Origin of the sequence: Mycobacterium sp. 236(2023) (assembly GCF_029623955.1) — a bacterium.
In the GTDB taxonomy this organism is placed as follows: Bacteria; Actinomycetota; Actinomycetes; order Mycobacteriales; family Mycobacteriaceae; genus Mycobacterium.
In genome coordinates, this window is record NZ_JARSBP010000003.1 from 477,977 (window position 1) to 500,623 (window position 22,647).

Sequence of the window (22,647 nt, forward strand, 5' to 3'; positions counted from 1 at the left end):
ATTTTGGTGCGAATCAATGTCAGTGGGCCATGGCATGATAGAACACATGTTCGAAGGCTTGCCGGATTCCGGGTCGTGTGCCGAGATGGCGGATGCGGAGATCGATGCGGCCATCGCAGCGTGGACGGACGCGATCGCCTCAGCGTCGGCGCACCGCTTGTTGTTGATCGCCGAGAAGACCCGCCGTAACTATGACGACGACTGCGACAGTGTCGAAGACACCGATGCCGCCTGGAATTCCGCGGCGGCCGAGATCTCGTTGGCCTGCAGAATCTCCCACGGACGCGCCTCCGGTGATATGGAGGTGGGGCTGGCCTTGACCCGGCTACCCCGGATTGCCGCCGCCTTCCTGGCCGGGCAGATCACGGAGTTCCTGGTGCGCCGGATCGTCAACCGCACCGCCAACATTCAGGATGCTGATCTGTTGGCCAAGGTGGAGGCCGAGATCGCTGAGCGGGCTGTGCGCTGGGGTGGGTTGTCACAGAAGAAACTCGACGACGCTATCGACGTCTGGGTCGATCGCCACGACCCTGCAGCCCTGCGCCATACCCGGGCCCGGGTCCGCGACCGCGGTGTCACCCTCGGTGAATCCAAAGAGGGGGTCACCGAGATCAACGCCCGTCTCAAAGGCGCTGACGCTGCCCTGTACTGGCGTCGGTTGACCGTGATGGCCCAGGGTGTGTGCCCCAACGATCCGCGTACTCTCGATCAGCGCCGAGCCGATGCTCACGGGGCGATCGGGGCCGGGTTCTTCCATCTGGCTTGCGAATGCGGCGCCCCGGACTGCCCCGCGGCTGTCGATGACGGTCGCGGCTCCCACGTGGTGGTCCACATCTACGCCGAGAACGCAGCCCTGACTGCGGCACCCGATCCACTCATGGACGGCGAAGACCCGGAGAGCTGTGCCACCGACACTGCGGACTGTGGCCTGGCAACGGTGGTCAAATCCGAAGACTGCGTTCCCGAGGATGACGTTGCCGATAGCAGCGCCCTCGCCGATGGCGACCAGCCTGAGAATATCGACCACTCCGAAGACTGCGTCCCTGAGAGCAGCACCCCCGACGGCGGTCTTGCTGAGATCAATGGTGGTGCTGCGGTACCAGTTTCACCCACAGCGTTCCTACGGCTTCCGCCCGGAGTGATCATCGGGTTCGGTCACGTTCCCGCCGAGGAGATCGCCGCCCGCATCCGCGCCGGCGCCAAACCCAAATACTTGATCCAGCCAGGCATTGACCCGCAGCCGCGATACCGGCCCAGCACCGCTCTCGACGAATGGGTCCGAGCGCGTGATCTGACCTGCCGATTCCCTGGTTGTGATCGCCCCGCCGCCTACGCCGACTTTGACCACACCGTGCCCTGGCCCGTCGGAGTCACGCACGCCTCGACCGGGAAACTGCTGTGCCGCCAACACCACCTCGCCAAGACGTTCTGGGCGGGTTGGTCTGACACCCAGCATCCCGACGGCACCGTCGTCTGGACCACACCCACCGGACGCACCTACACCACCAGGCCCGGCAGCGCGCTGCTGTTCCCCACCGTCAGCACCATCAGCGCACCGATCGACACCCCCGCGCCGAAACTCACCAGCGCCAGCAAGATCAACACGATGCCCATCCGGCGAAAACGCAACCGCGCCAAACAAATCGGCTACCGCATCAAAGCCGAACGCGCACTCAACGACGCCTACGTTGCCGAACGCAACAGTCCACCCTTCTGACAACTAGGTCGTGAACAGCCGCGCCGTTCGGGTTTCATGGCGCATGCCGCTGACCTCCAGTGCCGGGGCGACGCTCCAGACATCCTCCACCGCGCGGGCGCAGGCGTCACGGGCCAGGCCGACGAGCAGCGCCGCGCTGCGCGCCTGGATCCGCTGGCTGTGCATCGGGCCCAGCCTGCCGAGCCGGACCGCTGCGCTGAGCATCGACGTCATCATCGACCGCAGCGAACCGAGCACCGCGACATGCTCCGGGACCCCCAGCCACGCCTGCAGCGCTCCCTCCACCACGGCACAGTGCCCCGGTGTGGCACCGTCGACGACTGCTTCCAGATAACGGGATTCGCCGACCAGACCGGTCTGCCGGGACACAGAAGCCAACTGCCGGCCCGCCGATTGGGACGCGACGCGCGCATTGCTGAACAGCTTGTAACTCGCCGTCACGTCGTCGAGGTCGCACAGTGTCCGTAGATCGTCCGACGACCGCCATGCTGCAGCGGTGATGGTCGCGTCCAACGGTGCGAAGCTGTTCGACAGGTATGCGGTGACCCCACGCCCGATGTCGTCGTGATCGGCGTCGGGGCGATCGGCCAGCCATTGCTCCAGACCTTGGCTGTGCACCATGCGGCCGGTCGGAAACGCGCTGTCGTGCAACTGCATCCACAGCGTCAGCGCGACGTCGGGGTCAGTGGTGATGGCCGGCATGGGAATCCGATGAGGTTCGAGTCCACCCGTGTGTCGCCAGGGGTGTCTGGCGGATCTCCCCGGCGATGCCCAGGCTGGCGAGCAATTCCAGCGCGGCGCCCGTGCTGGTGAACAGCGGCGCCGCTGCACTGCCTTCGTCGACGTCGATCGGGGCGTGCTGGTTGCCCAGAAGGTATCCGAGCAACAACATCCGGCGGGCCCCGGCGATACCGTCGTTATCCCCGAACGACACGACGATGGCGTCCTCGGCGGGACGCCGCACCACGACGATGTCAGTACCGTCGTCGGCGATCACCGCATCGTCACGCAGAAACGTGCCACGCGGCAGCGTGATCTGCACGACGAGGCCGGTGTCGGCCGTCACCGCCTGCCGGTGCTTGGCCGCATCACCCCACCCGATGTCGACGTGGTGGACCGTGCGGCCGGCGAAACGCGGATCGGTGATGTCGCCGAGGATCTCGGATGCGTTCATCGCACCTGCGCCTTCTGCAGTAACTCTTTGCGGGCGGTGGCGAACAGCGCCTGTCTGATTCGGTGCAGATCCGGGGCGCTCTGTGCGGTCAGTCGCACGAACACACCGGCGTCGTGCGGCAGAGAGCTTGCCCCGCCGTCGACGCCGAGAACGCTCCTGATCTGGTCCAGCAACACGCGGGTGTCCCGGCCGGGGGTGACCACGAGGAACGTCGCCAGATAGTCGGCGTCCATCAGATCCAGTGCACTGCTGTGTGATTGCGGGCGAAGCAGCTGCCGGTCCCGGGCGATCGTCCGGCCGTCGACGGTGGCGACCAGGGCGCTGTCATAACCGGCGTACCGGTGGCGCTCGCCGTGGGCGATCCGGCCTGCCGCGACGGCTTCCCAACCGAGATAGATGCCCCCGGGGTCGACGTAGACGTCGATCTGCTGGGTGAACGTCGAATCCGTATGGGGGATGACGGTTCCCGGGTAGTACTGCAGAACCGCGCCGTCGTGGACGGTGAAGCTCAGATGGTGCCGGGCGCCCGTTCCATCGCCTGCGAAGACCTGTGTGGCAGCCTGGGTGGTCAGATGCAGATGTGCGCCGGAATGGCATCGCACGGTCGTATAGAGATCGTCGTCGGAAAATGCTCCACCGCTGGGACTTTGAACGCACAGAGTAGCTGCGCCGGGGTGGTCGGGGTCGCAGTACATCGGCATCGTGACGCGCTGCGGATACCGTTGCCGCAGCGACGATGTGCGGGTACGTCCCGACGTATCGGCGACGGCGTCGATGCCGAGCACGCCGGGCCGGATGGCCAGGCCGGCGGTCACGGCAGGCTCGCGGTCAGCATGGCCCCTTCGAGCAGTCGCTCGGTCAGCTCGGGCAATCCCCGCCCCGACCGCAGGTCGGTGAACACCGTCGGCTTGACCGGGCGTGCCACCGCGCAGTCGCGGCGCATCGACTCCAGATCGGCGCCGACGAGCGGAGCAAGGTCGATCTTGTTGACCACCAACAGATCCGCCTGCAGCAACCCGATGCCGTTCTTTCGGGGGATGTCGTCACCGGCGGCGGTGTCGATGACGAAGATCCAGAAGTCGACGAGGTCGGAGGTGAACGTCGCGGCGAGGTTGTCGCCGCCCGACTCGATGAGGATCAGATCGAGATCGGGGAACGTCCGGCTGAGACGCTCGGCGGCGGCGAGGTTGGCTGACGGGTCTTCGCGGATCGCGGTGTGCGGGCAGGCGCCGGTCTCGACCGCGAGCACACGCTCGGGGTCGATGACGCCACTGCGCCGGACGCGCTGTGCGTCCTCGTCGGTGACGAGGTCGTTGGTGATCACCGCGACGCTGAACCCGGCCGCCGACAGCTGTGGCACCAGCGTCTCGACGAGCCGCGTCTTGCCCGACCCGACGGGTCCGCCGATACCGATGCGAAGTGGTCCGCCCATGTTGTGCTCCTTGCTATTTGATGGTGTAGCGGCGTCCCAGCGGTACCCGGGCCATCGGGGTGCTGACGCACGGCTCACCGTCGACGGTCACGCGGTAGGTGTCCGGTTCGATCGTGATGTCGGGCAGGTAGTCGTTGTGCAGCAGATCGGCTTTCGTCAGAGCCCGCGCACCGCGGCACGCCACCAACCGGGTGTCGAGTCCCAGCTTCTGACCCAGTCCGGCGTCGACCGCCGCCGCCGCGACGAAGTTCACCGACACGTCGGCCGGTGTCCGGCCGAACGCAGCCCACTGCGGGCGGTACTTCAACGGTTCACACGTCATCAGTGACGCGTTGGCCTCGCCCATCACCGACCACGCCGGGAAACCGCCCTTGAACACGACCTCGGGCCTGATGCCGAAGAACTTCGGCTCCCACAGCACGATGTCGGCGAGCTTGCCGACTTCCAGGGAGCCGACCTCGTGGTCGATGCCGAACAACCGCGCCGGATTGATCGTGAGTTTCGCAACGTAACGAAGTATCCGGGCGTTGTCCGCGCCGGTGCCCTCGTCGCCGGGCAGGGCGCCGCGGGTGGCCCGCATGTGCGACGCCAGTTGCCATGTCCGAGCGATGGTCTCGCCGATCCGTCCCATGCCCTGAGAGTCCGACCCCATCGCCGAGATGGCGCCCAGGTCGTGCAGGACGTCCTCCGCGGCGATGGTCTCGCGCCGGATCCGCGACTCGGCGAACGCCACGTCCTCGGGGATCCGCGGGTTCAGGTGATGGCACACCATCACCATGTCGAGGTGCTCGTCGAAGGTGTTGAGCGTGTACGGGTTGGTCGGATTCGTCGACGATGGCAGGCAATACGACTCGCCGACCACGCGCATGATGTCGGGGGCGTGGCCACCGCCCGCGCCTTCGGCGTGGTAGGTGTGGATCGGCCTGCCGCCGATGGCACGCATCGTGTCCTCGAAGAAGCCGGATTCGTTGAGGGTGTCGGTGTGGATCTGCACCTGAAGATCGAGCTCGTCGCCGGCATCCAGCGACGCGCGGATCGCAGCGGGCGTGGCGCCCCAGTCCTCGTGGATCTTGTAGCCGATCGCCCCCGCCAACCCCTGTTCGATTAACGGCGCTGTGCTGGAGGCACTTCCGTTGCCGATGAAGCCGAAGTTCATCGGGAATCCCTCGGCCGCACGCAGCATTCGCGCCAAGTTGTTCGGGCCTGACGACGTGATACCGACGGTGACGGGGCCCAGCCCGCCGCCGATCATCGTGGTGACACCACTGGAGATGGCTTCTTCGACGAGGCCGGCGCTGTCGAAGTGCACATGGACGTCGATGGCGCCCGCCGTCGCGATCATGCCCTCGCCGGCGCGGATGTCGGTCCCGGCGCCGATGATCAGCTCCGGGTCGACGCCGTCCATCGTGCGCGGGTTACCGGACTTGCCGATCCCGGCAATCCTGCCGTCCCGAATCCCGATGTCGGCCTTGCGGATACCGAGAACGGCGTCGACGATCAGCACATTGGTGATGACGAAGTCCAACGCGCCGTCGGCATTGGTGATGTCGCCGTGCACCGCCATGCCTTCCCGCATCGTCTTGCCGCCGCCGAACACCGATTCGTCGCCGTACACGGTCGAGTCGTGTTCGACTTTGGCCAGCAACTCGGTGTCGGCCAGCCGGACCCGGTCGCCGGTGGTGGGTCCGTACAGCTCCGCGTAGTGCGCACGGCTGATCCGGTGTGCCACGTCAGGACCCTTCCTGGGGCGAGCGAAGCGACGGGGAATGCTCTGCCGAATCGAGGAAGCCGAGCTCGTGCATGCGCGCCATCAGGTCGCTGCTCGGAGGTGCGGTCGTCGCGGCGTTCACGACGTCGTTCTGGCCGATCACCGTGCGCTCTCCGCCGTACGAGGTGAGGGAGACCTCCTGCGCCTCACCGGGTTCGAAGCGCACCGCGGTACCCGACGGAATGTCCAGCCGCATCCCGAAACTCGCCGAACGGTCGAAGCGCAACGCGCGGTTCACCTCGAAGAAGTGGAAATGCGATCCGACCTGAATGGGCCGGTCACCGGTGTTCTCGACGGTCACGTGTGCAGCGGTGCGGCCCGCGTTGAGCTCGATCTCCCCGTCACACGGCAGTACCTCACCGGGAACCACCTCCTCGCCGGCCGCCGTTCCGCTTCCGGGGCCGATCGCGTCGTGCACGGTGACCAGCTTCTGTCCGTCTTCGAAGAACGCCTCCACCTGCACAGAGCCGAGAAGCACTGACACCCCTGGCATCACGTCGTCGTCGGTCAGCACCGACGCACCGTGCGCCGCCGCGTCGGCCACGGTCGCACCGGCGCGGGCGGCTTCGACGACCTCGTCGGCGATCAACGCGCGCGCTTCGGCGTAGGTCAGCGCCAGGCCCGCCGAGCGGCGCTTGCGCGCCAACTCGGCGGCCAGGAACAGTAGCAGCCGGTCCTCGTCCTTAGGCGTCAGATGCATGGTGTCAGCCCGTGATCCCGGCGGCCCACGGATAGCTCTTCAAGTACGGGTCCGGCTCGATCGGTGCCGGCGAAGCCCACACCTCGTAGATCAGCCCGTCGTCGGCGACCTTGCCGATGCGCGCGGTCTTCGTCACGTGGTGGTTCTCGCCATCGAGCGTCATCGAACCTTCGGGGACGTCGACCGTCACGCCGTCGGCGGCGGCCTGGATGTCGGGCACGGCGAACGAATTCGCCTTCTCGACAGTGGCTTTCCACAGCATGACGGCGGCGAAGGCGGACTCCATCGGATCGGACGTGACGCGGTCGGCGCCGAAGCGGGCCTTGAAGTCGGCGACGAACTTGGTGTTCGCCGGGGTGTCGAGTGTCTGGTAGTAGTTCCACGACGACAGCTGGTTGACCAGCGTGGGCGCACCGATGCTGCGCACCTCTTCTTCGCCGACGCACATCGACATCACCGGCATTTGCTCGGCGGTCAGGCCCGCGCTGCGGTACTCCCGGAAGAAGGCGTTGAGTGAGTCGCCGACGACGACGTTGAAGATCGCGTCCGCGTCGGCGGTGCGGATCTTGTTGACGATCGTGGAGAAGTCGGTGCTGCCCAGCGGCGTGTAATCCTCGCCCTTGATCTCGATGCCGTTGGCCTGGGCGTAGGCCTTGACGATCGCATTGGACGTGCGCGGGAAGACGTAGTCACTGCCGACGAGGTACAGCGACTTCACTCCCTGTTCCTTGAGGTAGTCCAAGGACGGAATGATCTGCTGGTTGGTGGTGGCGCCGGTGTAGAAGATGTTCGGCGAGCTCTCCAGGCCTTCGTACTGCTGGCCGTAATACAGCAGCGCGTTGGAGTCCTCGAAGACCGGAAGCATCGCCTTGCGGCTGGCAGAGGTATAGCCGCCGAAAACGGCTGCAACGCAGTCGGATTGCACAAGCTTCTGTGCTTTCTCCGCGAAGATCGTCGGCTCGGAGGCGCCGTCCTCGCCGATCAGCTCCAGCTGCTTGCCGAGCACTCCGCCGGAGGCGTTGACCTGCTCGACGGCCAACGTGATCGCGTCGCGGATGACGGACTCGCTGACGGCCAAACCGCCCGACAGGGAGTTGATCGCCCCGACCTTGACGGAGTCTCCGGAGGTGTCGACACAGCTTTCCGCCGCAGCCGTGCCTTCGTCGCCGGCTCGGCTGCCGCAGCCCGCAGCGAGCAGTGCCGTCACGGCCAGCAGCGCGACCGAGCACCGCCTCAACCCGCGCGTGGAATGTGGTGACCTGTTCATCGTGGTTCGCCCTCTGCTCGGTGCTGTCGGCTCGGGCACCGCGCTGTGCCGCGTTCTTGATGACCGTCAGCGTATGAAGGGCTTCAGCGGGACGGCTATGGGAAGAATCTCCCATTTGCCGGTTCAGTTTGCGCGGCTGCCGCTGCGGCGAAACATCCCGGAAACAGGAGCTGTCAATGATGTGCCGCAAGGGGATGCGCGATAGGACTGACGGAGATGGCAGGCACTTACGGAGAGGTGTTGGGTAGTACCGCCAGCATCGAGACGCGTGCGCACGAGATGCTTGAGACGCTGGCGGCACGTGCCGACTCCTCGGCGTCGGCGATCTGCCTGTGGGACCCTATCGCGCGCAACCACATTGCGGTGGCCAACCACGACTATCCCGACGCGGTGATCGACCATCTCAACACCTGGTTCATCGACCACGACCCGCTGTTCGATTCGATGCGACGCAGGGACCTGGGTGCGCTGCGGTGGCGCGACTTCCCCGACTACCGCAACTCCTACTCCGTCACTGCGGTTTTCACCCCCGCCGGGTTCGACGAGGGATTGTCCGCGCGGCTGGTCACCGCGGACGGGACCTATGCGGGCACCATCCACGTCAACTGCGACGACCCTCGCCATCCCAGCGATGACGACGTGCGGCAGATCAACCTGCTGCGCAGGCAGATGGCCGAACACCTCGACTTCTCGGTGCGGCCGCGCATGGTCGCCGAGCTCTTGTCCCCGGACGCCCAGGCGTGGGCGGTCGACGGTGCCGGGCGGGCTCACCTGCTGCGGATGGGGGACACGTTTGCCGCCGCGCTCGACGTCGGGCTGGTCGCCGACATGGCGCTGGCCAGTCGTGCTTTCGGTGCGCATCTGCGGCCGGAGGCGACGCGATGGCACGACGGCGCGTCGTGGTTGCACGTGCGGCATGTGTCGACGTCGCCGCGCTACCGCGGTGACAGCCTGGCGGGGGTGATCCTGGTCAACCGCGCCGAACTCCCGTTCGGGATCACACCGCGTGAACTGGACGCGTTGACCCTGGCGGCGTACGGGTTGACCAACAATCAGATCGCGAGCCGGCTGTTCATCAGCGCCCGCACCGCGGGGCATCACGTCGAGAACGCGATCGTCAAACTCGGTGCGAGCAACCGGGCCTCGTGCGTGTCGATGGCGGTGGCGTGGGGGCTGGTGTCGGGTCGGGTCCTGGTGGACCTGAATCCCGAGGGCTTGGGACGTCAGCTCGCCTGAGCGTCAGGCCAGGTCCGCGGGCCGGACCCGCAGCTTGGCGGCAATGCGCGCCAACGCCTGCTTGTCCGTTGCCGTCAGCGGGTCGAGCACCAGCTGGCGTACCGACCGCATGTGAATCGGTGCGGCCTTGACCACCAAGCGGTAGCCGACGTCGGTGAGGCCGGCGATCGTGTAGCGGCCGTCGGTGGGGTCGGGGGAACGCGTGACCCAGCCGCGCTGCTCGAATCTCTTGACGACGTTCGACAACCGCGACAGCGAGCCGCTGGCCAGAAAAGCCAACTCGCTCATTCTGATTCGGCGATCCGGCGCTTCCGAGATGTGGCTGAGGACGATGTACTCGAACAGCGTCAGGTCCACCTCCCGCAGCGGCGCCTCGAGCTGTCCCGGTAACAGCAGCATCAGCGAGACCAAACCCGTCCACGCCTCCTTCTCGTCGGGGGTCAGCCACTTCGGATCGCCGGTCATCTCCGCACCCTACCCGGAATAACTTCACGCGTGAAGTCATTGAACGGGTCATGACAAACATCGAATTCTTTGTGACACCAGGACTGGGCGAGAAGTTCAGGGAAACTCGGCACTACAGCCAGGCGGTCCGCATCGGGGATTGGGTTGAGATCTCCGGACAGGGCGGCTGGGACGACGATCTGACCTTCCCCGAGTCCCTCGAGGACGAGATCGTGCGGGCGTTCGAGAACGTCGAACGCGTCCTCGCCACCGCTGGTGCCTCGTGGCGCGACGTCGTCCATGTGAACTCGTATCACGTTGCGACCGAACAGGACTCCATCGGTGATGCGCACAACGACGTCATGATCGCACAGTTGAAAAAGTGGATGCCCGACCGTGCGCCCATCTGGACGGAGACAGGCGTGACGGCGCTGGGGGCGCCGAAGATGCGGGTGGAGATCCGGGTGACGGCCGTCGTCGAGTCCTGAGTCACTCGGGCCAGGCTGCGAGGTCCTTGGCCGCCGCCGCAGTGGAATCGAGGAACGAGCGCAGGAGTCTCTCGGGTTCCGCAGCGGTGCGCACGGTGCGATAGGGGAGGACGAACTCGCCCAGACCGGAATCGAAGTACGCTCCGTCGACTCCGAGGTCGACACTTTCGAAGCCGGTGGGCGCAGGGTAGGCGTAGGAGTAAAACGCCCCTTCCTCGGCACCGCCCGGCCAGTAACCGGCGCTGGACACCTCGGCGCTGTAGGCCTCGGTCATCACCCAGTCGGGGCAGTTGGGTACCCCGCCCGGGTGCGGCGGCGCCACTCGGCCGGAGAACCGCGTCACCGCGAGATCGAATGCGCCCCAGAAGAAGTGGACGGGGCTGCTCTTGCCGCTGAAGTCGGCCCGGAACTCGGTCATGACCCGGTCGGCGCTCACCAGCGATCTCCAGAACGCGTTCATCGCGGCAGCGTCGTAACTGGCGTGCGTGGTGTCGTCGGCGAAGGGGATGACGTCGGCGATCTCCACGGGCACCGGGCTGATCAGGACAGAGATACCGAGGTCGTCGAGGTGGCGGCGGAACTCAGCGTGGAAGTCCGCGACCGAACGGGGCTCCAACGCCATGCTCCGCGACGAGCCGTCGGTCATGCGGATGTTCAGCACGTGCTCCACGAAATCGAAGCTCACGTCGAAGGCCCGGGATTCCCAGGACATCAGAGAGGTCGTCAGGCCACGGGCATCGACGTACAGCGCAATGTTCCACCAGTGATTGACCAGAGGTGTCGCGGCCAGCTTCACCTTGCCGACGATCTGCGTCCACAGGTGGACCGTGTCACGGGTGTCCTGCCAGTCCTCGACGACGAGCGCCGGCCAGTTCTCATTCGCCTGTGTCATGAAGACATCTTCGACCATTGCGCGGGCGGGAATGAATACCGTTCGCTGTGCGCTTAGTCGGACATGACCTTCACCCTGGGCGAAAATTCTGCGTTGCTCGCACCGGTCTCGCTGGGAGGTGTCGACCTCGCCAATCGAATGTTCATGGCGCCGTTGACAAGATCGCGCGCCCAGGGCGACGCCACCCCGTCTGACCTGGCAGCAACCTACTATTCGCAGCGCGCCGGGGCAGGCCTGATCATCAGTGAGGCCACTGCGATCTGCGAACAGGCCAACGGTGCGTACATGAACACCCCCGGCATCTACACCGACCGCCACCAGGACGCCTGGGCCGAGATCGCGACCGCGGTTCACCAAGCCGGCAGCAAGATGTTCGTGCAACTGTGGCACGTCGGGCGGATGGCGCATCCGGAAATCAGCGGGTTCGACGTCGTCGGGCCGTCTCCGATCGCCGCCGACGTGACGACGCACACCCCGTCGGGTAAGCAACCCCTGCCCGTCCCGAGGGCGCTGGAAGTCAACGAGATTCAGGAGATCGTCGGACAGTTCCGTCGCGCGGCGCGACGTGCCGTCGACGCCGGGATGGACGGCGTCGAAATCCATTCCGCCAACGGTTATCTCCTGCACGAGTTTCTTTCCGACGTCGTCAACCAGCGCACCGACGCCTACGGTGGGTCGCCGCAGAATCGCGCGCGGCTTGCCGCGGAGGTCGTCGAGGCCGTCGCCGACGAGATCGGCGCCGAGCGTGTCGGACTGCGCATCTCGCCCGGAAACGGAGCGGGCGACATGCGTGAGATCGACGACTTCAGCGCCTACGAGATGCTGCTGTGCCGCATCGCCGAACTGAACATCGCCTACCTGCATGTCGTGATCGATCCATCGAAGCCGACGTTCGCCGCGATCCGCACGCAGTGGGAGGGCACGCTGGTGCTCAACACTCCGCGCACCGAGGTCACCGACTTCGCACTGCTGGAGAACCTGGCGGAGTGGGGCGTCATCTCCGCGGCCGCGGTCGGGCGCGCGTTCCTCGCGAACCCGGATCTGGTGGAGCGGCTGACGCTCGGCGCTCCGCTCAACGAGCCCGACGTGGCGACGTTCTACGCTCCCGGCCCCGCCGGATACATCGACTATCCGATGCTGGACGAATTGGTGACGCCTCGGTCGGCGTAGGTGTGAACGGCGGCAGCCGGGGAATGGTCTCCGGCATGGCTACCTATCGAGTGCTCAATCCCAAGGGTGACGTCGTCGACACCAAGGACATCGACAGCGCCGAAGACGCGCACGCCTGGTTCGTCGACCAGAAGGCCGACAACGACGAGCTCGGCTGGCGCATGGAGGTCGAGCACGACGGCGAGTGGTCGTTCTTCGATGATTCCGAGGGCTCACCCGACTAACTCTTTCCCGCCGAGGAGACACAAACTCACACGATCCACGCTCGGATCGTGTGAGTTTGTGTCTGTTCACCCAGGTCACCAGGGCCCAACCAAGCGGTTGGGCGAGGCTGCTAGCATCGCGGCAGAGGATCAGCCTCCCCGCGGACCCGTCCTTGATGGAAGGCCGCGGCATCAACCTGAACAGGACTTGGAGAGCACATGTCCGAAGAAGCCTTCATCTACGAGGCCATCCGTACGCCTCGCGGCAAGCAGCGCAACGGTTCGCTGAACGAGATCAAGCCGGTCAACCTGGTCGTCGGCCTAATCGACGAAATCCGTGCGCGGTACCCCGACCTGGACGAGAACCTGATCAGCGACGTCATCCTCGGTGTCGTCTCGCCCGTCGGTGACCAGGGCGGCGACATCGCCCGCACCGCCGGTCTGGTGGCCGGACTACCGGAGACCACCGGCGGCTTCCAGCTCAACCGCTTCTGCGCCTCGGGCCTCGAAGCCGTCAACCTGGGCGCCCAGAAGGTGCGCTCCGGCTGGGACGATCTGGTCCTCGCCGGCGGTGTCGAGTCCATGAGCCGCGTGCCCATGGGCTCCGACGGCGGCGCCTGGGCGTCTGACCCCGAAACCAACTACCGCATCGGCTTCGTCCCGCAGGGCATCGGCGCCGACCTGATCGCGACCATCGAGGGCTTCTCCCGTGAGGACGTGGACGCCTACGCCGCGCGCTCGCAGGAGAAGGCCGCCGCCGCATGGTCGGGTGGCTACTTCGCCAAGTCGGTCGTGCCGGTCAAGGACCAGAACGGCCTCGTCGTGCTCGACAACGACGAGCACATGCGTCCCGGATCGACGGTCGAGAGCCTCGGCAAGTTGAAGACCGCGTTCGACGGTGTTGGCGCGATGGGCGGGTTCGACGATGTAGCGCTGCAGAAGTACCACTACATCGAGAAGATCAACCACGTGCACACCGGCGGCAACAGCTCGGGCATCGTCGACGGCGCGGCCCTGCTGCTCATCGGTTCCGAGGCAGCGGGCAAGTCGCAGGGGCTGACCCCGCGCGCCCGCATCGTCGCGACGGCGACCTCCGGCGCCGATCCGGTCATCATGCTGACCGGACCGACCCCGGCCACCAAGAAGGTGCTCGATCGCGCCGGCCTGACGGTCGACGACATCGACCTCTTCGAGCTCAACGAGGCGTTCGCCTCGGTGGTGCTGAAGTTCCAGAAGGACCTCAACATCCCCGACGAGAAGCTCAACGTCAACGGTGGCGCCATCGCATTCGGCCACCCGCTGGGCGCCACCGGCGCCATGATCACCGGAACCATGGTCGACGAGCTCGAGCGTCGTGGCGCTCGGCGTGCCCTGATCACGCTGTGCATCGGCGGCGGCATGGGCGTGGCCACCATCATCGAGAGGGTCTGACCGAAAATGGCTGAGAACACCATCAAGTGGGACAAGGATGCCGACGGCATCGTCACCCTGACGCTGGACGACCCGACCGGGTCCGCCAACGTGATGAACGAGCACTACAAGGAATCCATGCACAACGCCGTGGAAAAGCTTGTAGCGGAGAAGGATTCGATCACCGGCGTCGTTATCGCCAGCGCGAAGAAGACCTTCTTCGCCGGCGGTGACCTCAAGGGCATGATGAACGTCGGCCCTGACAACGCGGCCGAATCGTTCGCCGAGGTCGAGTTCATCAAGGCAGACCTGCGCAAGCTGGAGACCCTCGGCGTGCCCGTGGTCGCCGCGATCAACGGCGCGGCCCTCGGTGGCGGCCTGGAGATCGCGCTGGCGTGTCACCATCGCATCGCCTCCGACACCAAGGGCGTCGTCATCGGCCTGCCCGAGGTCACCCTCGGCCTGCTGCCCGGTGGCGGTGGCGTCGCCCGCACCACGCGCATGTTCGGCATCCAGAAGGCCTTCATGGAGGTCCTCTCGCAGGGCACCCGCTTCAAGCCGGGCAAGGCCAAGGACATCGGGCTGATCGACGAATTGGTCGGCAGCGTCGAGGAATTGATCCCGGCCGCGAAGGCGTGGATCAAGGCCAACCCCGAGTCCCACACCCAGCCCTGGGACCAGAAGGGCTACAAGATGCCCGGCGGCACCCCGTCGAGCCCGGCGCTCGCGGCGATCCTGCCGTCGTTCCCGGCGCTGCTGCGCAAGCAGCTCAAGGGTGCGCCGATGCCGGCACCGCGGGCCATCCTGGATGCGGTCGTCGAGGGTGCGCAGGTCGACTTCGACACCGCCAGCCGCATCGAGAGCCGCTACTTCACCACGCTGGTCACCGGCCAGACGGCCAAGAACATGATCCAGGCGTTCTTCCTGGATCTGCAGACCATCAACGGTGGCGGTTCGCGTCCCGACGGCATCGAACCGAAGAAGATCAACAAGATCGGCGTGCTCGGCGCGGGCATGATGGGCGCGGGTATCGCCTACGTCTCGGCCAAGGCCGGTTATGACGTTGTGCTCAAGGATGTTTCGCTCGAAGCCGCGCAGAAGGGCAAGGGCTACTCCGAGAAGCTCGAGGCCAAGGCGCTCGAGCGCGGCCGCACGACGCAGGAGAAGTCCGACGCGCTGCTCGGTCGCATCACGCCGACCGCCGACGCTGCCGACCTCAAGGGTGTCGACTTCGTCATCGAGGCCGTGTTCGAGTCGGTTGAGCTGAAGCACAAGGTGTTCCAGGAGATCGAGGACGTCGTCGAGCCCAATGCGGTGCTCGGCTCGAACACCTCCACGCTGCCGATCACCGGTCTCGCGGCCGGCGTGAAGCGCCAGGAGGACTTCATCGGCATCCACTTCTTCTCCCCGGTCGACAAGATGCCGCTGGTGGAGATCATCAAGGGCGAGAAGACTTCTGACGAAGCGCTGGCCCGGGTGTTCGACTACACCCTGGCCATCGGCAAGACCCCGATCGTCGTCAATGACAGCCGCGGCTTCTTCACCAGCCGTGTCATCGGCACGTTCGTCAACGAGGCGCTCGCGATGCTCGGTGAGGGTGTCGCGCCGGCCAGCATCGAGCAGGCAGGTTCGCAGGCCGGCTACCCGGCCCCGCCGCTGCAGTTGTCGGACGAGCTCAACCTGGAGCTGATGCAGAAGATCGCCATCGCGACCCGCAAGGCCGTCGAGGACGAGGGCGGCACCTACACGCCGCACCCGGCCGAGGCCGTCGTCAACAAGATGATCGAGATCGGCCGTCCGTCGCGCCTCAAGGGTGCCGGCTTCTACGAGTACGTGGACGGCAAGCGCGTCGGGCTGTGGTCGGGACTCGCCGAGACATTCTCGGGTGACGGTGATGTCCCGCTGCAGGATGCGATCGACCGCATGCTGTTCGCCGAGGCTCTGGAGACCCAGAAGTGCCTCGATGAGGGCGTGCTCACCTCGACCGCTGATGCGAACATCGGCTCGATCATGGGCATCGGTTTCCCGCCCTACACCGGTGGCTCGGCGCAGTTCATCGTCGGCTACGAGGGTGCCGGCGGTGTCGGCAAGGAGGCCTTCGTTGCCCGTGCCAAGGAGCTGGCAGCCAAGTACGGTGAGCGCTTCAACCCGCCCGCTTCGCTTCTGTCGTAACGGACCGGCTCTTAAGCCACGAGTGCACGCTTTCTGACGAGAATCACGAATAATCCGTCAGAAAGCGTGCATTCACGTTTTATGGGCGTGCGTCCGACGCCGGATCCGGTCGTACCCCGTGGGCCAGCCCGTTCGCGGTGTGTACTCCCGCGGCGAACTGCAATAGCGGCCGGATTGCGTTGTGGCGGGCCAACTTCGACTGCAGGCGAGCTGTCAGGGTGTTTGGCTTGTAGAACATGACCTCAATGCTGCCTGCGCGGTCACCTGACCAACAGTGGCCCTAGTGACGATATTCGTTAAGATAGTGACATGCATTCTGTCGCGATCCTTGCCTATGACGGCATGTCCGGCTTCGAATCGGGGGTGGCTGCGGAGATCTTCGGGATGACGGAGCTGTCCGAACGGTTCTCCGCGGGCATCGCCCGGCCGTGGTACTCGGTCAAGCTGTGCTCGGAAGCCCCCGAGATCCGGCTCCTCGGCGGCGCGACAGTGCGCACGTCGTACGGACTGTCCGATCTGGCGGACGCTGACACCGTCGTGATTCCCAGCGTCGGCAACGTCGACGCACCGTGCTCGCCCGAACTGCTCGACGCGATCCAGGCCGCCGACGCCCGCGGAGCACGGCTGGTCTCGATCTGCTCCGGAGCCTTCGCGCTGGCCGCAGCCGGGGTGCTCGACGGCAGGACCGCCACCACTCACTGGATCTACACGGATCTGCTCCGGAAGGCTTACCCGAACGTCGACGTCGACTCGGCCCCGCTGTACGTCGACAACGGCCGCGTCCTCACCAGTGCCGGCTGCGCCGCGGGTCTGGATCTGTGCCTGCACATCGTGCGCGCCGATCACGGCGTGCACGTCGCCAACGATGTGGCCCGCAGACTCGTCATCTCGCCGCACCGCAGCGGGGGACAGGCTCAGTACATCGAGACGCCTGTCCCCGAACCAGCGGGCGACGGCCGCATCGCCAACGGAATGGCATGGGCCCTTGAGCATCTCGACCGGGCGATCACGCTGGACGAATTGGCCGAGCAGTCGACGATGTCGCGCCGAAGCTATCTGCGGCAATTCGCCAAAGCCACCGGCACCACGCCGATCAAGTGGCTCATCGAACAGCGCATCCAGGCGAGCCTAGCTCTGCTCGAGTCGTCAGACTTCTCCATCGAGCAGATCGCGAGCCGGGTGGGCTTCGAATCTCCTGCGACCTACCGACATCACTTCGTGCGCCAGATACACTCCACGCCCAGCGATTACCGCGCTGCGTTCACCGGTCAGCCGCGACCTTCTCCAGCGCCGTGACGACCGCATCGGCCGGAGCGTGGGCGCCGAACACTCCGCCTTGCATCGTGATCATGTTCAGCGCCGCAACATGATTCGCATAGTCGGTGGCCCCGGTGGCATCGGACACCACGAGGCACTCGTAGCCGCGGTCGTTCGCGTCGCGCATCGTCGTGTGCACACAGACGTCGGTGGTGATCCCCGTCAAGACGATGTGGGTGATACCGCGACTGGCCAGAATCAGGTCCAGATCGGTGGCGTAGAAGCTGCCTTTGCCGGGTTTGTCGATGACGGGTTCACCTGCGACAGGCGTCATTTCGGGAACAATCTCCCAGCCCGGCTCGCCCTTCGTCAGAATCCGTCCGCACGGCCCGAGGGAGCCGATCTCCGCGCCGATCTGTGCCGAACGCCAGCGCTTGTTCGGCGGAAGGTCGGACAGATCGGGCCGGTGGCCTTCGCGGGTGTGGATGACGAACAGGCCGGCGTCGCGCGCGGCGCGCAGTACAGTCTGGGCTGGCCCCAACGGAGTTCGCGTCAGCGACAGGTCATAGCCCATCGCGTCGACATAGCCGCCTTCCCCGCAGAAGTCGACCTGCCAGTCGATGTTGATCAGCGCGGTGCGCTCGCGGGGAATGTCGCCGTCGTAAGGCCAGATGTACGGGTTGGCATCGATCGTGACGGTCATGCCGACTCTCCACTCATGACGGGCTCGGCTGTCCGAGTGGCCGCAGCTGGTCCGCTGAGATACGACAGCGCCGTAAAGGCGAGGCCACCGACCACCATGGCGACGACAGCGTCCGAGAGCTGCGGTGCGTACAGGTGGGTCAGGAGCGCGACGACGGCGCCGATGCCCCAGGCGGCGAACGGCTTCCACGCCAGTCCCGACACGCTCGGCGTGCGTCGCGCGGCGAACACCAGCTGGTCGAGGATGATGATCACGCCGATGGGCGGAACGAGGACCCCGAGGAGGCTGAGCCACGTCTCGAAGTAGGACCAGATGCCCGCGACGGCAGCGGCGGTGCCGATGACGCCGAGCACGATCGTCAACTGCCGCATGGTCTTTCCGGTGATGTGGCCGAAGCCGACGGCTCCGTTGTACAGGCAGTGGGCGCAGACGCTGCCCAGGTTGACGAACACGAACAGCACACCGAGGACGAGCAGAACGCCGCTGTTCTCGACCAGCACGTGCAGGAAGTCGCCGCCGGTCTTCTCGGCCGCCGCAGACGCTCCGAGTGCGACGACGAACGCCCCGACGAGCTGGGCGATGAAGTACGCGATGGGGAATGCGGAGAACGCGGCGAGCGCACCTTCTTTACCGTTGCGCGCCCAGCGGGTGAAATCCGCTGTCATGGTTCCCGAGTCGATGAAGCATGCGATCGTCATCGTCACGGCGACACCGAAACTGAACGCGCTCACGCCCGCACCGCCGGCGTATGAGAAGGCCGATCCGACGCCGTTGTCCCGTGCGGCGATGATGACTGCCACGACCCCGAGCGGGATGAACAGCGCTGAGGCGATGACGCCGATCCATGAGATCGCTCTGATGCCGACGAAGGTAAGCGCGACGAACAGGACGCCGGCCAGCAGCGTGATCCACACGGCGCTCCAGCCCATCGAGGCGTTGAGCGTGGAGCCCACCATGCCGGTCTGAAAGGCGAACCAACCGATCACCAGCGTCGACAGGAATGCCGAGACGATGCGGAAACCCTTGGAGCCGAACGTATCCGCAGCAGTGAGCGCGAAGTTCTTGCCCGATCGGCCGGCGAGATAACTCAAGGTGCCGACGTAGGCCATCAGGACGAAATCGCCGACGAGGATGGCGATGATGCCGGTGACGAAGCCGAGGTTGTAGACGACGATCCCGGAGAACACTGCCGAGGTCATGATCATCGGGAAGCCGACCCACACCGCCGAGACGGAGAACAGCGACTTGCGGGCGGAGGCGGGAACGGGTTCGTGCTCGTATTCCTCGCCGAGTGCGGCGTCGCCCGGGTGGGCGGGAGTGGTGACTGTCATGTGTATACAGTCGCGTATACAGATTTCTCAGCGTTAGGCGCGAGTGAAATTCTCGTTACGCCGTGCGGGGTCGATGAGCCAGAATGGCGGGGTGACCGAAAGCCTTACCGCAAGCATGGCGACAGCGCTGAACAGCTATGGCGGCGGGCAGTGTATCGAGTTCGAGGGCCGTTGGTACACCGGTGACGAGGTTGCCGCGTACGGCCGCGCAATCGCCACGAAGCTGCGCGATGCCGGCGTCGACGACGACGCGCCGGTCGGGCTGATCGTCCGTAATCGACTCCAGCACGCCGCGGCCATCGCGGGCTTCCTGGCTGCCGGGCGCACACTGGCGATGATCTACTCCTTCCAGTCACCCGAGGCGATCGCCCGTGACGTGGAGCAGCTCAACCTCTCTGCCGTGGTGGCCGACCGCGAGGATTGGACGGCAGCGGTCGTTGAGGCCGCGCGCCGGACAGGCAGTGTTGGGATCGCCATCTCGCTCACCGACCCGACCGTCGCCAGCGTGCCCGGCCTGGAGAAGCGCGACACCACCCGCACTCACGCACCCGCCGAACCTGGGGTCGCCTTGAAGATCCTGACCAGCGGCACCACCGGGCCGCCGAAACGGCAGGCCATCAAGATCCATGTGCTGGAGCGGACCGTCTTCAGCGTGACCGCGGGGGAGAAGGCGCCCGGCGACGCTCCACCCGAATTCGCCTACTGGCAGTTCGGTGGCATCGGCGTCTGTCAGCTGATCGCCGGCATCTACAACGGGCGGCGGATCGCGATGATGGAGCGCTTCAGCGTCCACGGCTGGGTGGATGCGGTGAAGCGACACCGCGTCGCACGCGCGGGCGTGCAGCCGGCTGTGGTGCGGATGCTTCTCGACGCCGACGTACCCAAGGCCGACCTGGCTTCGCTGGAGTTCTTGATCAGCGCGTCGGGGCCGCTGGATCCCGAGACCCGCGACGAGTTCGAGCAGCGTTACGGCATCCCGATCCGGCTGGCCTACGGCGCAACCGAATTCGCCGGGTCGCTGTGTGCGTGGACTCCGGACATGCTGCGCGACTTCGGCGAAACGAAGCGCAACAGCGTCGGCCGCGCACTGCCCGACACGGAGCTCAGGATTGTCGACGCCGATACCGGGGCGGTGCTGGCGCCAGGGTCCGAAGGTCTGCTGGAGGCCAAGGTCGCACCGATCGGCCCTGACTGGATCCGCACCACCGACATCGCCAGCATCGACGACGACGGTTTCGTCACGCTGCATGGGCGTGCCGACGGTGCCATCAACCGGGGCGGGTTCAAGGTGCAGCCCGAAGCAGTCAGGCGGGTGCTCATCTCGCACCCGGCCGTGCGTGACGCCTGTGTCGTCGGCGTTCCCGACGCCCGCCTCGGCCAGGTGCCGTTCGCCGCGATCGAGGTGACCGCGGGTACGGCGGTGCCCTCCGACGACGATCTGAAAGATCTCGTCCGCCAGGCACTTCCCGTCTACAACGTCCCGATCGCGTTCGCCACGGTCGACGAACTGCCGCGAAACCCGGCGCTCAAGGTGAGCCTTCCGGCCGTCGCTGCGCTGTACGGCGGTTAGTTACACCGAGCCCAGATCGGCCGACAGCCAGTGCGCCGTCTTGACGAACACCGCCACGCTTTCCCCGTGCTCGCGGCGGGCGAACTCGAGATATCCGTCCACGCTCTCCGGCGGTAGGTAGCGCTTCGTCATCTCGACGAGCTGCTCATCGGTGCCGGGTTCGATGCGCAGCACGGGACCGTCGACAGCGACGTAGCGCACCGTCGGCTCGAGGCGTTCGGCCATGATCGACACGAAGCCGCGCTCCTCGATCAGCTGGTGCTTGCGCGAACCTTTGCCCGTGCTGAACCACAACTCGCCGCCGGGCGTGTACTGGTACCAGATCGGGACAGTCAGCGGACCCCGGTCGTCGCCGTTGGACACCGACAGTGCACCGATGTGCGGTTCAGCCAGGAACTGTTCGCGTTCTTCTTTGGAAAGTGCCATGAACCCACGCTACGGATCGAGGGTGACAAATCCGGGCTCGTTACCGCACGCGCGCGCATCGACATAGAGTCGGATTCATGCGCTTCGGATTGTTCATCCCGCAAGGCTGGCGACTCGACCTGGTTGGCATCGAACCCCGTGATCAGTGGCGGGTGATGAGCGACCTCGCCACCTATGTCGACAGCGGAGACGCCTGGGACTCGCTGTGGGTGTACGACCACTTCCACACCGTCCCGGTGCCGACGGGCGAAGCCACCCACGAGGCCTGGTCGTTGATGGCCGCCTATGCCGCGACGACGTCGCGGATCAAGCTCGGCCAGATGTGTACGGCGATGAGCTACCGCAATCCCGCCTATCTGGCCAAGGTCGCAGCGACGGCCGACGTCATCTCGGGCGGACGGGTCCAGATGGGTATCGGCGGCGGTTGGTACGAACACGAGTGGCGCGCATACGGGTACGGATTCCCCTCAGCAGGAGTGCGGCTCGGCCGCCTCGACGAGGGCGTGCAGATCATGCGCGACGCGTGGCGCGACGGTGTCGTCACGTTCGACGGGAAGCACTATCAGGTCGACGGTGCGATCGTGGCGCCCAAGCCGTTGCAGGACGACGGGATTCCGCTGTGGATCGCCGGCGGTGGCGAGAAGGTCACGCTCCGCATCGCGGCGCAGTATGCGCAGTACACCAACTTCACCTCGGAGCCGGAGGGCTTCGCGCACAAGTCGGAGATCCTCGCCGGCCACTGCCGCGACGTCGGAACGGATTTCGGCGCAATCGTACGATCGGCGAACGTCAACGCCGTCGTCGGGACGTCGGAAGGCGAGGTCAAGGACCGGCTCAGCCGCGTGCGCTCGCGGATCAGCGGACTGAGCGGGGAAGCCGCCGCCGACGCGATGCTCAATTCGATGAGCACACCGCAGGCGGGCAGCGGGACGCCGGAACAGCTCGTCGAAGCGCTGCAGAAGCTGCGGGATCTGGGCTGTGAATACGTCATCTGCTACTTCCCGGAGGCGGCCTATGACCGCTCGGGCATCGAGCTGTTCGAGCGCGAAGTCATCCCCGCGCTGTCCTGACATCGCGGACAAGCGCAGACGCGTTCCGTTACGGCAACGGCCGGGGATCCCTTTGGTGCTGGGACCGTCGTGAAAATGGCGGTGTCGGGCGGCCCGTCCCGGTCTGATGAGCACGGCTAAGCAATTTTCGGCGGTGTAAATTCACCTGCAACCGGTTGCGAAGCCGCTGAACTGCGACTTTAGAGTCGGCTTGGGACCGGTCGTGTTGCGAAATTGT

At 65.9% G+C, this 22,647-nt stretch carries 22 protein-coding genes; 10 read left to right on the top strand and 12 right to left on the bottom strand.

Going from position 1 to position 22,647, the window contains the following annotated elements:
* Positions 1–46 precede the first annotated feature (46 nt).
* On the top strand, positions 47–1,717 hold the full coding sequence (locus tag P9A17_RS13500) for an HNH endonuclease signature motif containing protein (RefSeq protein WP_278039144.1): 1,671 nt from the start codon (positions 47–49) through the stop codon (positions 1,715–1,717).
* Positions 1,718–1,720: 3 nt separating this feature from the next.
* Here P9A17_RS13500 and P9A17_RS13505 read toward each other — a convergent pair whose 3' ends face one another.
* From P9A17_RS13505 to urtA, 7 genes are read right to left on the bottom strand one after another with little or no spacing between them, the layout of a single operon-like run.
* Positions 1,721–2,419, bottom strand: a complete 699-nt coding sequence (locus P9A17_RS13505; RefSeq protein WP_278039145.1) for an urease accessory UreF family protein — start codon at positions 2,417–2,419, stop codon at positions 1,721–1,723.
* Positions 2,400–2,891, bottom strand: a complete 492-nt coding sequence (locus P9A17_RS13510; RefSeq protein ID WP_278039146.1) for an urease accessory protein UreE — start codon at positions 2,889–2,891, stop codon at positions 2,400–2,402. Before P9A17_RS13510 ends, P9A17_RS13505 begins: the two co-directional genes overlap by 20 nt.
* Complete coding sequence (locus tag P9A17_RS13515) at positions 2,888–3,706, bottom strand: urease accessory protein UreD (RefSeq protein ID WP_278039147.1); 819 nt, start codon at positions 3,704–3,706, stop codon at positions 2,888–2,890. The genes P9A17_RS13510 and P9A17_RS13515 overlap by 4 nt, the downstream gene beginning before the upstream one ends.
* Entirely contained in the window at positions 3,703–4,323 is a 621-nt protein-coding gene (gene ureG / locus P9A17_RS13520; RefSeq protein ID WP_278039148.1) for an urease accessory protein UreG, read from the bottom strand. Before ureG ends, P9A17_RS13515 begins: the two co-directional genes overlap by 4 nt.
* Before the next feature lie 13 nt (positions 4,324–4,336).
* Positions 4,337–6,052, bottom strand: coding sequence for an urease subunit alpha (ureC, locus tag P9A17_RS13525; RefSeq protein ID WP_278039149.1), 1,716 nt, complete (start codon positions 6,050–6,052; stop codon positions 4,337–4,339).
* A 1-nt stretch (position 6,053) separates the two neighbouring features.
* Positions 6,054–6,791, bottom strand: coding sequence for an urease subunit beta (locus P9A17_RS13530; RefSeq protein WP_278039150.1), 738 nt, complete (start codon positions 6,789–6,791; stop codon positions 6,054–6,056).
* Between the two features lie 4 nt (positions 6,792–6,795).
* Positions 6,796–8,058 (bottom strand): urea ABC transporter substrate-binding protein, encoded by a 1,263-nt coding sequence (gene urtA, locus P9A17_RS13535; protein ID WP_278039151.1) that lies wholly within the window; start codon positions 8,056–8,058, stop codon positions 6,796–6,798.
* 216 nt (positions 8,059–8,274) lie between these two features.
* On the opposite strand from urtA, the gene P9A17_RS13540 reads away from it, so the two are divergent.
* On the top strand, positions 8,275–9,294 hold the full coding sequence (locus P9A17_RS13540; RefSeq protein WP_278039152.1) for a helix-turn-helix transcriptional regulator: 1,020 nt from the start codon (positions 8,275–8,277) through the stop codon (positions 9,292–9,294).
* Positions 9,295–9,297: 3 nt separating this feature from the next.
* Here the strand turns inward: P9A17_RS13540 and P9A17_RS13545 are convergent, their stop codons facing one another.
* Positions 9,298–9,759 carry a MarR family transcriptional regulator gene (locus P9A17_RS13545; protein WP_278039153.1) on the bottom strand — a complete coding sequence of 154 codons (462 nt, stop codon included), beginning with the start codon at positions 9,757–9,759 and terminating at the stop codon, positions 9,298–9,300.
* 50 nt (positions 9,760–9,809) lie between these two features.
* Here P9A17_RS13545 and P9A17_RS13550 point away from each other — a divergent pair, with 50 nt between their 5' ends.
* Entirely contained in the window at positions 9,810–10,226 is a 417-nt protein-coding gene (locus tag P9A17_RS13550) for a RidA family protein (protein ID WP_278039154.1), read from the top strand.
* Position 10,227: 1 nt separating this feature from the next.
* Here the strand turns inward: P9A17_RS13550 and P9A17_RS13555 are convergent, their stop codons facing one another.
* A complete protein-coding gene (locus tag P9A17_RS13555; protein WP_278039155.1) occupies positions 10,228–11,118 on the bottom strand; it encodes a DUF5996 family protein in 891 nt (296 codons plus the stop codon).
* 63 nt (positions 11,119–11,181) lie between these two features.
* Between P9A17_RS13555 and P9A17_RS13560 the strand changes: the two genes are divergently transcribed.
* The 5 genes from P9A17_RS13560 (at position 11,182) to P9A17_RS13580 (ending at position 17,369) form a co-directional block, all read left to right on the top strand.
* A complete protein-coding gene (locus tag P9A17_RS13560) occupies positions 11,182–12,288 on the top strand; it encodes an alkene reductase (RefSeq protein WP_278039156.1) in 1,107 nt (368 codons plus the stop codon).
* A 35-nt stretch (positions 12,289–12,323) separates the two neighbouring features.
* Positions 12,324–12,512: a hypothetical protein gene (locus P9A17_RS13565; protein ID WP_278039157.1), complete on the top strand. Its 189-nt coding sequence runs from the start codon at positions 12,324–12,326 to the stop codon at positions 12,510–12,512.
* 198 nt (positions 12,513–12,710) lie between these two features.
* Positions 12,711–13,922 carry an acetyl-CoA C-acetyltransferase gene (locus tag P9A17_RS13570; RefSeq protein WP_278039158.1) on the top strand — a complete coding sequence of 404 codons (1,212 nt, stop codon included), beginning with the start codon at positions 12,711–12,713 and terminating at the stop codon, positions 13,920–13,922.
* 6 nt (positions 13,923–13,928) lie between these two features.
* Positions 13,929–16,073, top strand: a complete 2,145-nt coding sequence (locus tag P9A17_RS13575) for a 3-hydroxyacyl-CoA dehydrogenase NAD-binding domain-containing protein (protein ID WP_278039159.1) — start codon at positions 13,929–13,931, stop codon at positions 16,071–16,073.
* Between the two features lie 309 nt (positions 16,074–16,382).
* Positions 16,383–17,369: a helix-turn-helix domain-containing protein gene (locus P9A17_RS13580; protein WP_278039160.1), complete on the top strand. Its 987-nt coding sequence runs from the start codon at positions 16,383–16,385 to the stop codon at positions 17,367–17,369.
* On the opposite strand, the gene P9A17_RS13585 is transcribed toward P9A17_RS13580, so the two are convergent.
* Both P9A17_RS13585 and P9A17_RS13590 read right to left on the bottom strand, forming a co-directional pair.
* Entirely contained in the window at positions 17,335–18,033 is a 699-nt protein-coding gene (locus tag P9A17_RS13585; protein WP_278039161.1) for an isochorismatase family cysteine hydrolase, read from the bottom strand. The two genes, P9A17_RS13580 and P9A17_RS13585, sit on opposite strands and share 35 nt — an antisense overlap.
* On the bottom strand, positions 18,030–19,364 hold the full coding sequence (locus P9A17_RS13590) for a cytosine permease (protein WP_278039162.1): 1,335 nt from the start codon (positions 19,362–19,364) through the stop codon (positions 18,030–18,032). The genes P9A17_RS13585 and P9A17_RS13590 overlap by 4 nt, the downstream gene beginning before the upstream one ends.
* Before the next feature lie 73 nt (positions 19,365–19,437).
* On the opposite strand from P9A17_RS13590, the gene P9A17_RS13595 reads away from it, so the two are divergent.
* Entirely contained in the window at positions 19,438–20,934 is a 1,497-nt protein-coding gene (locus tag P9A17_RS13595; RefSeq protein WP_278039163.1) for a fatty acid--CoA ligase family protein, read from the top strand.
* Here the strand turns inward: P9A17_RS13595 and P9A17_RS13600 are convergent, their stop codons facing one another.
* Complete coding sequence (locus P9A17_RS13600; RefSeq protein ID WP_278039164.1) at positions 20,935–21,360, bottom strand: pyridoxamine 5'-phosphate oxidase family protein; 426 nt, start codon at positions 21,358–21,360, stop codon at positions 20,935–20,937.
* A gap of 77 nt (positions 21,361–21,437) precedes the next feature.
* Here P9A17_RS13600 and P9A17_RS13605 point away from each other — a divergent pair, with 77 nt between their 5' ends.
* Complete coding sequence (locus P9A17_RS13605; RefSeq protein WP_278039165.1) at positions 21,438–22,430, top strand: LLM class F420-dependent oxidoreductase; 993 nt, start codon at positions 21,438–21,440, stop codon at positions 22,428–22,430.
* Positions 22,431–22,647: the final 217 nt, after the last annotated feature.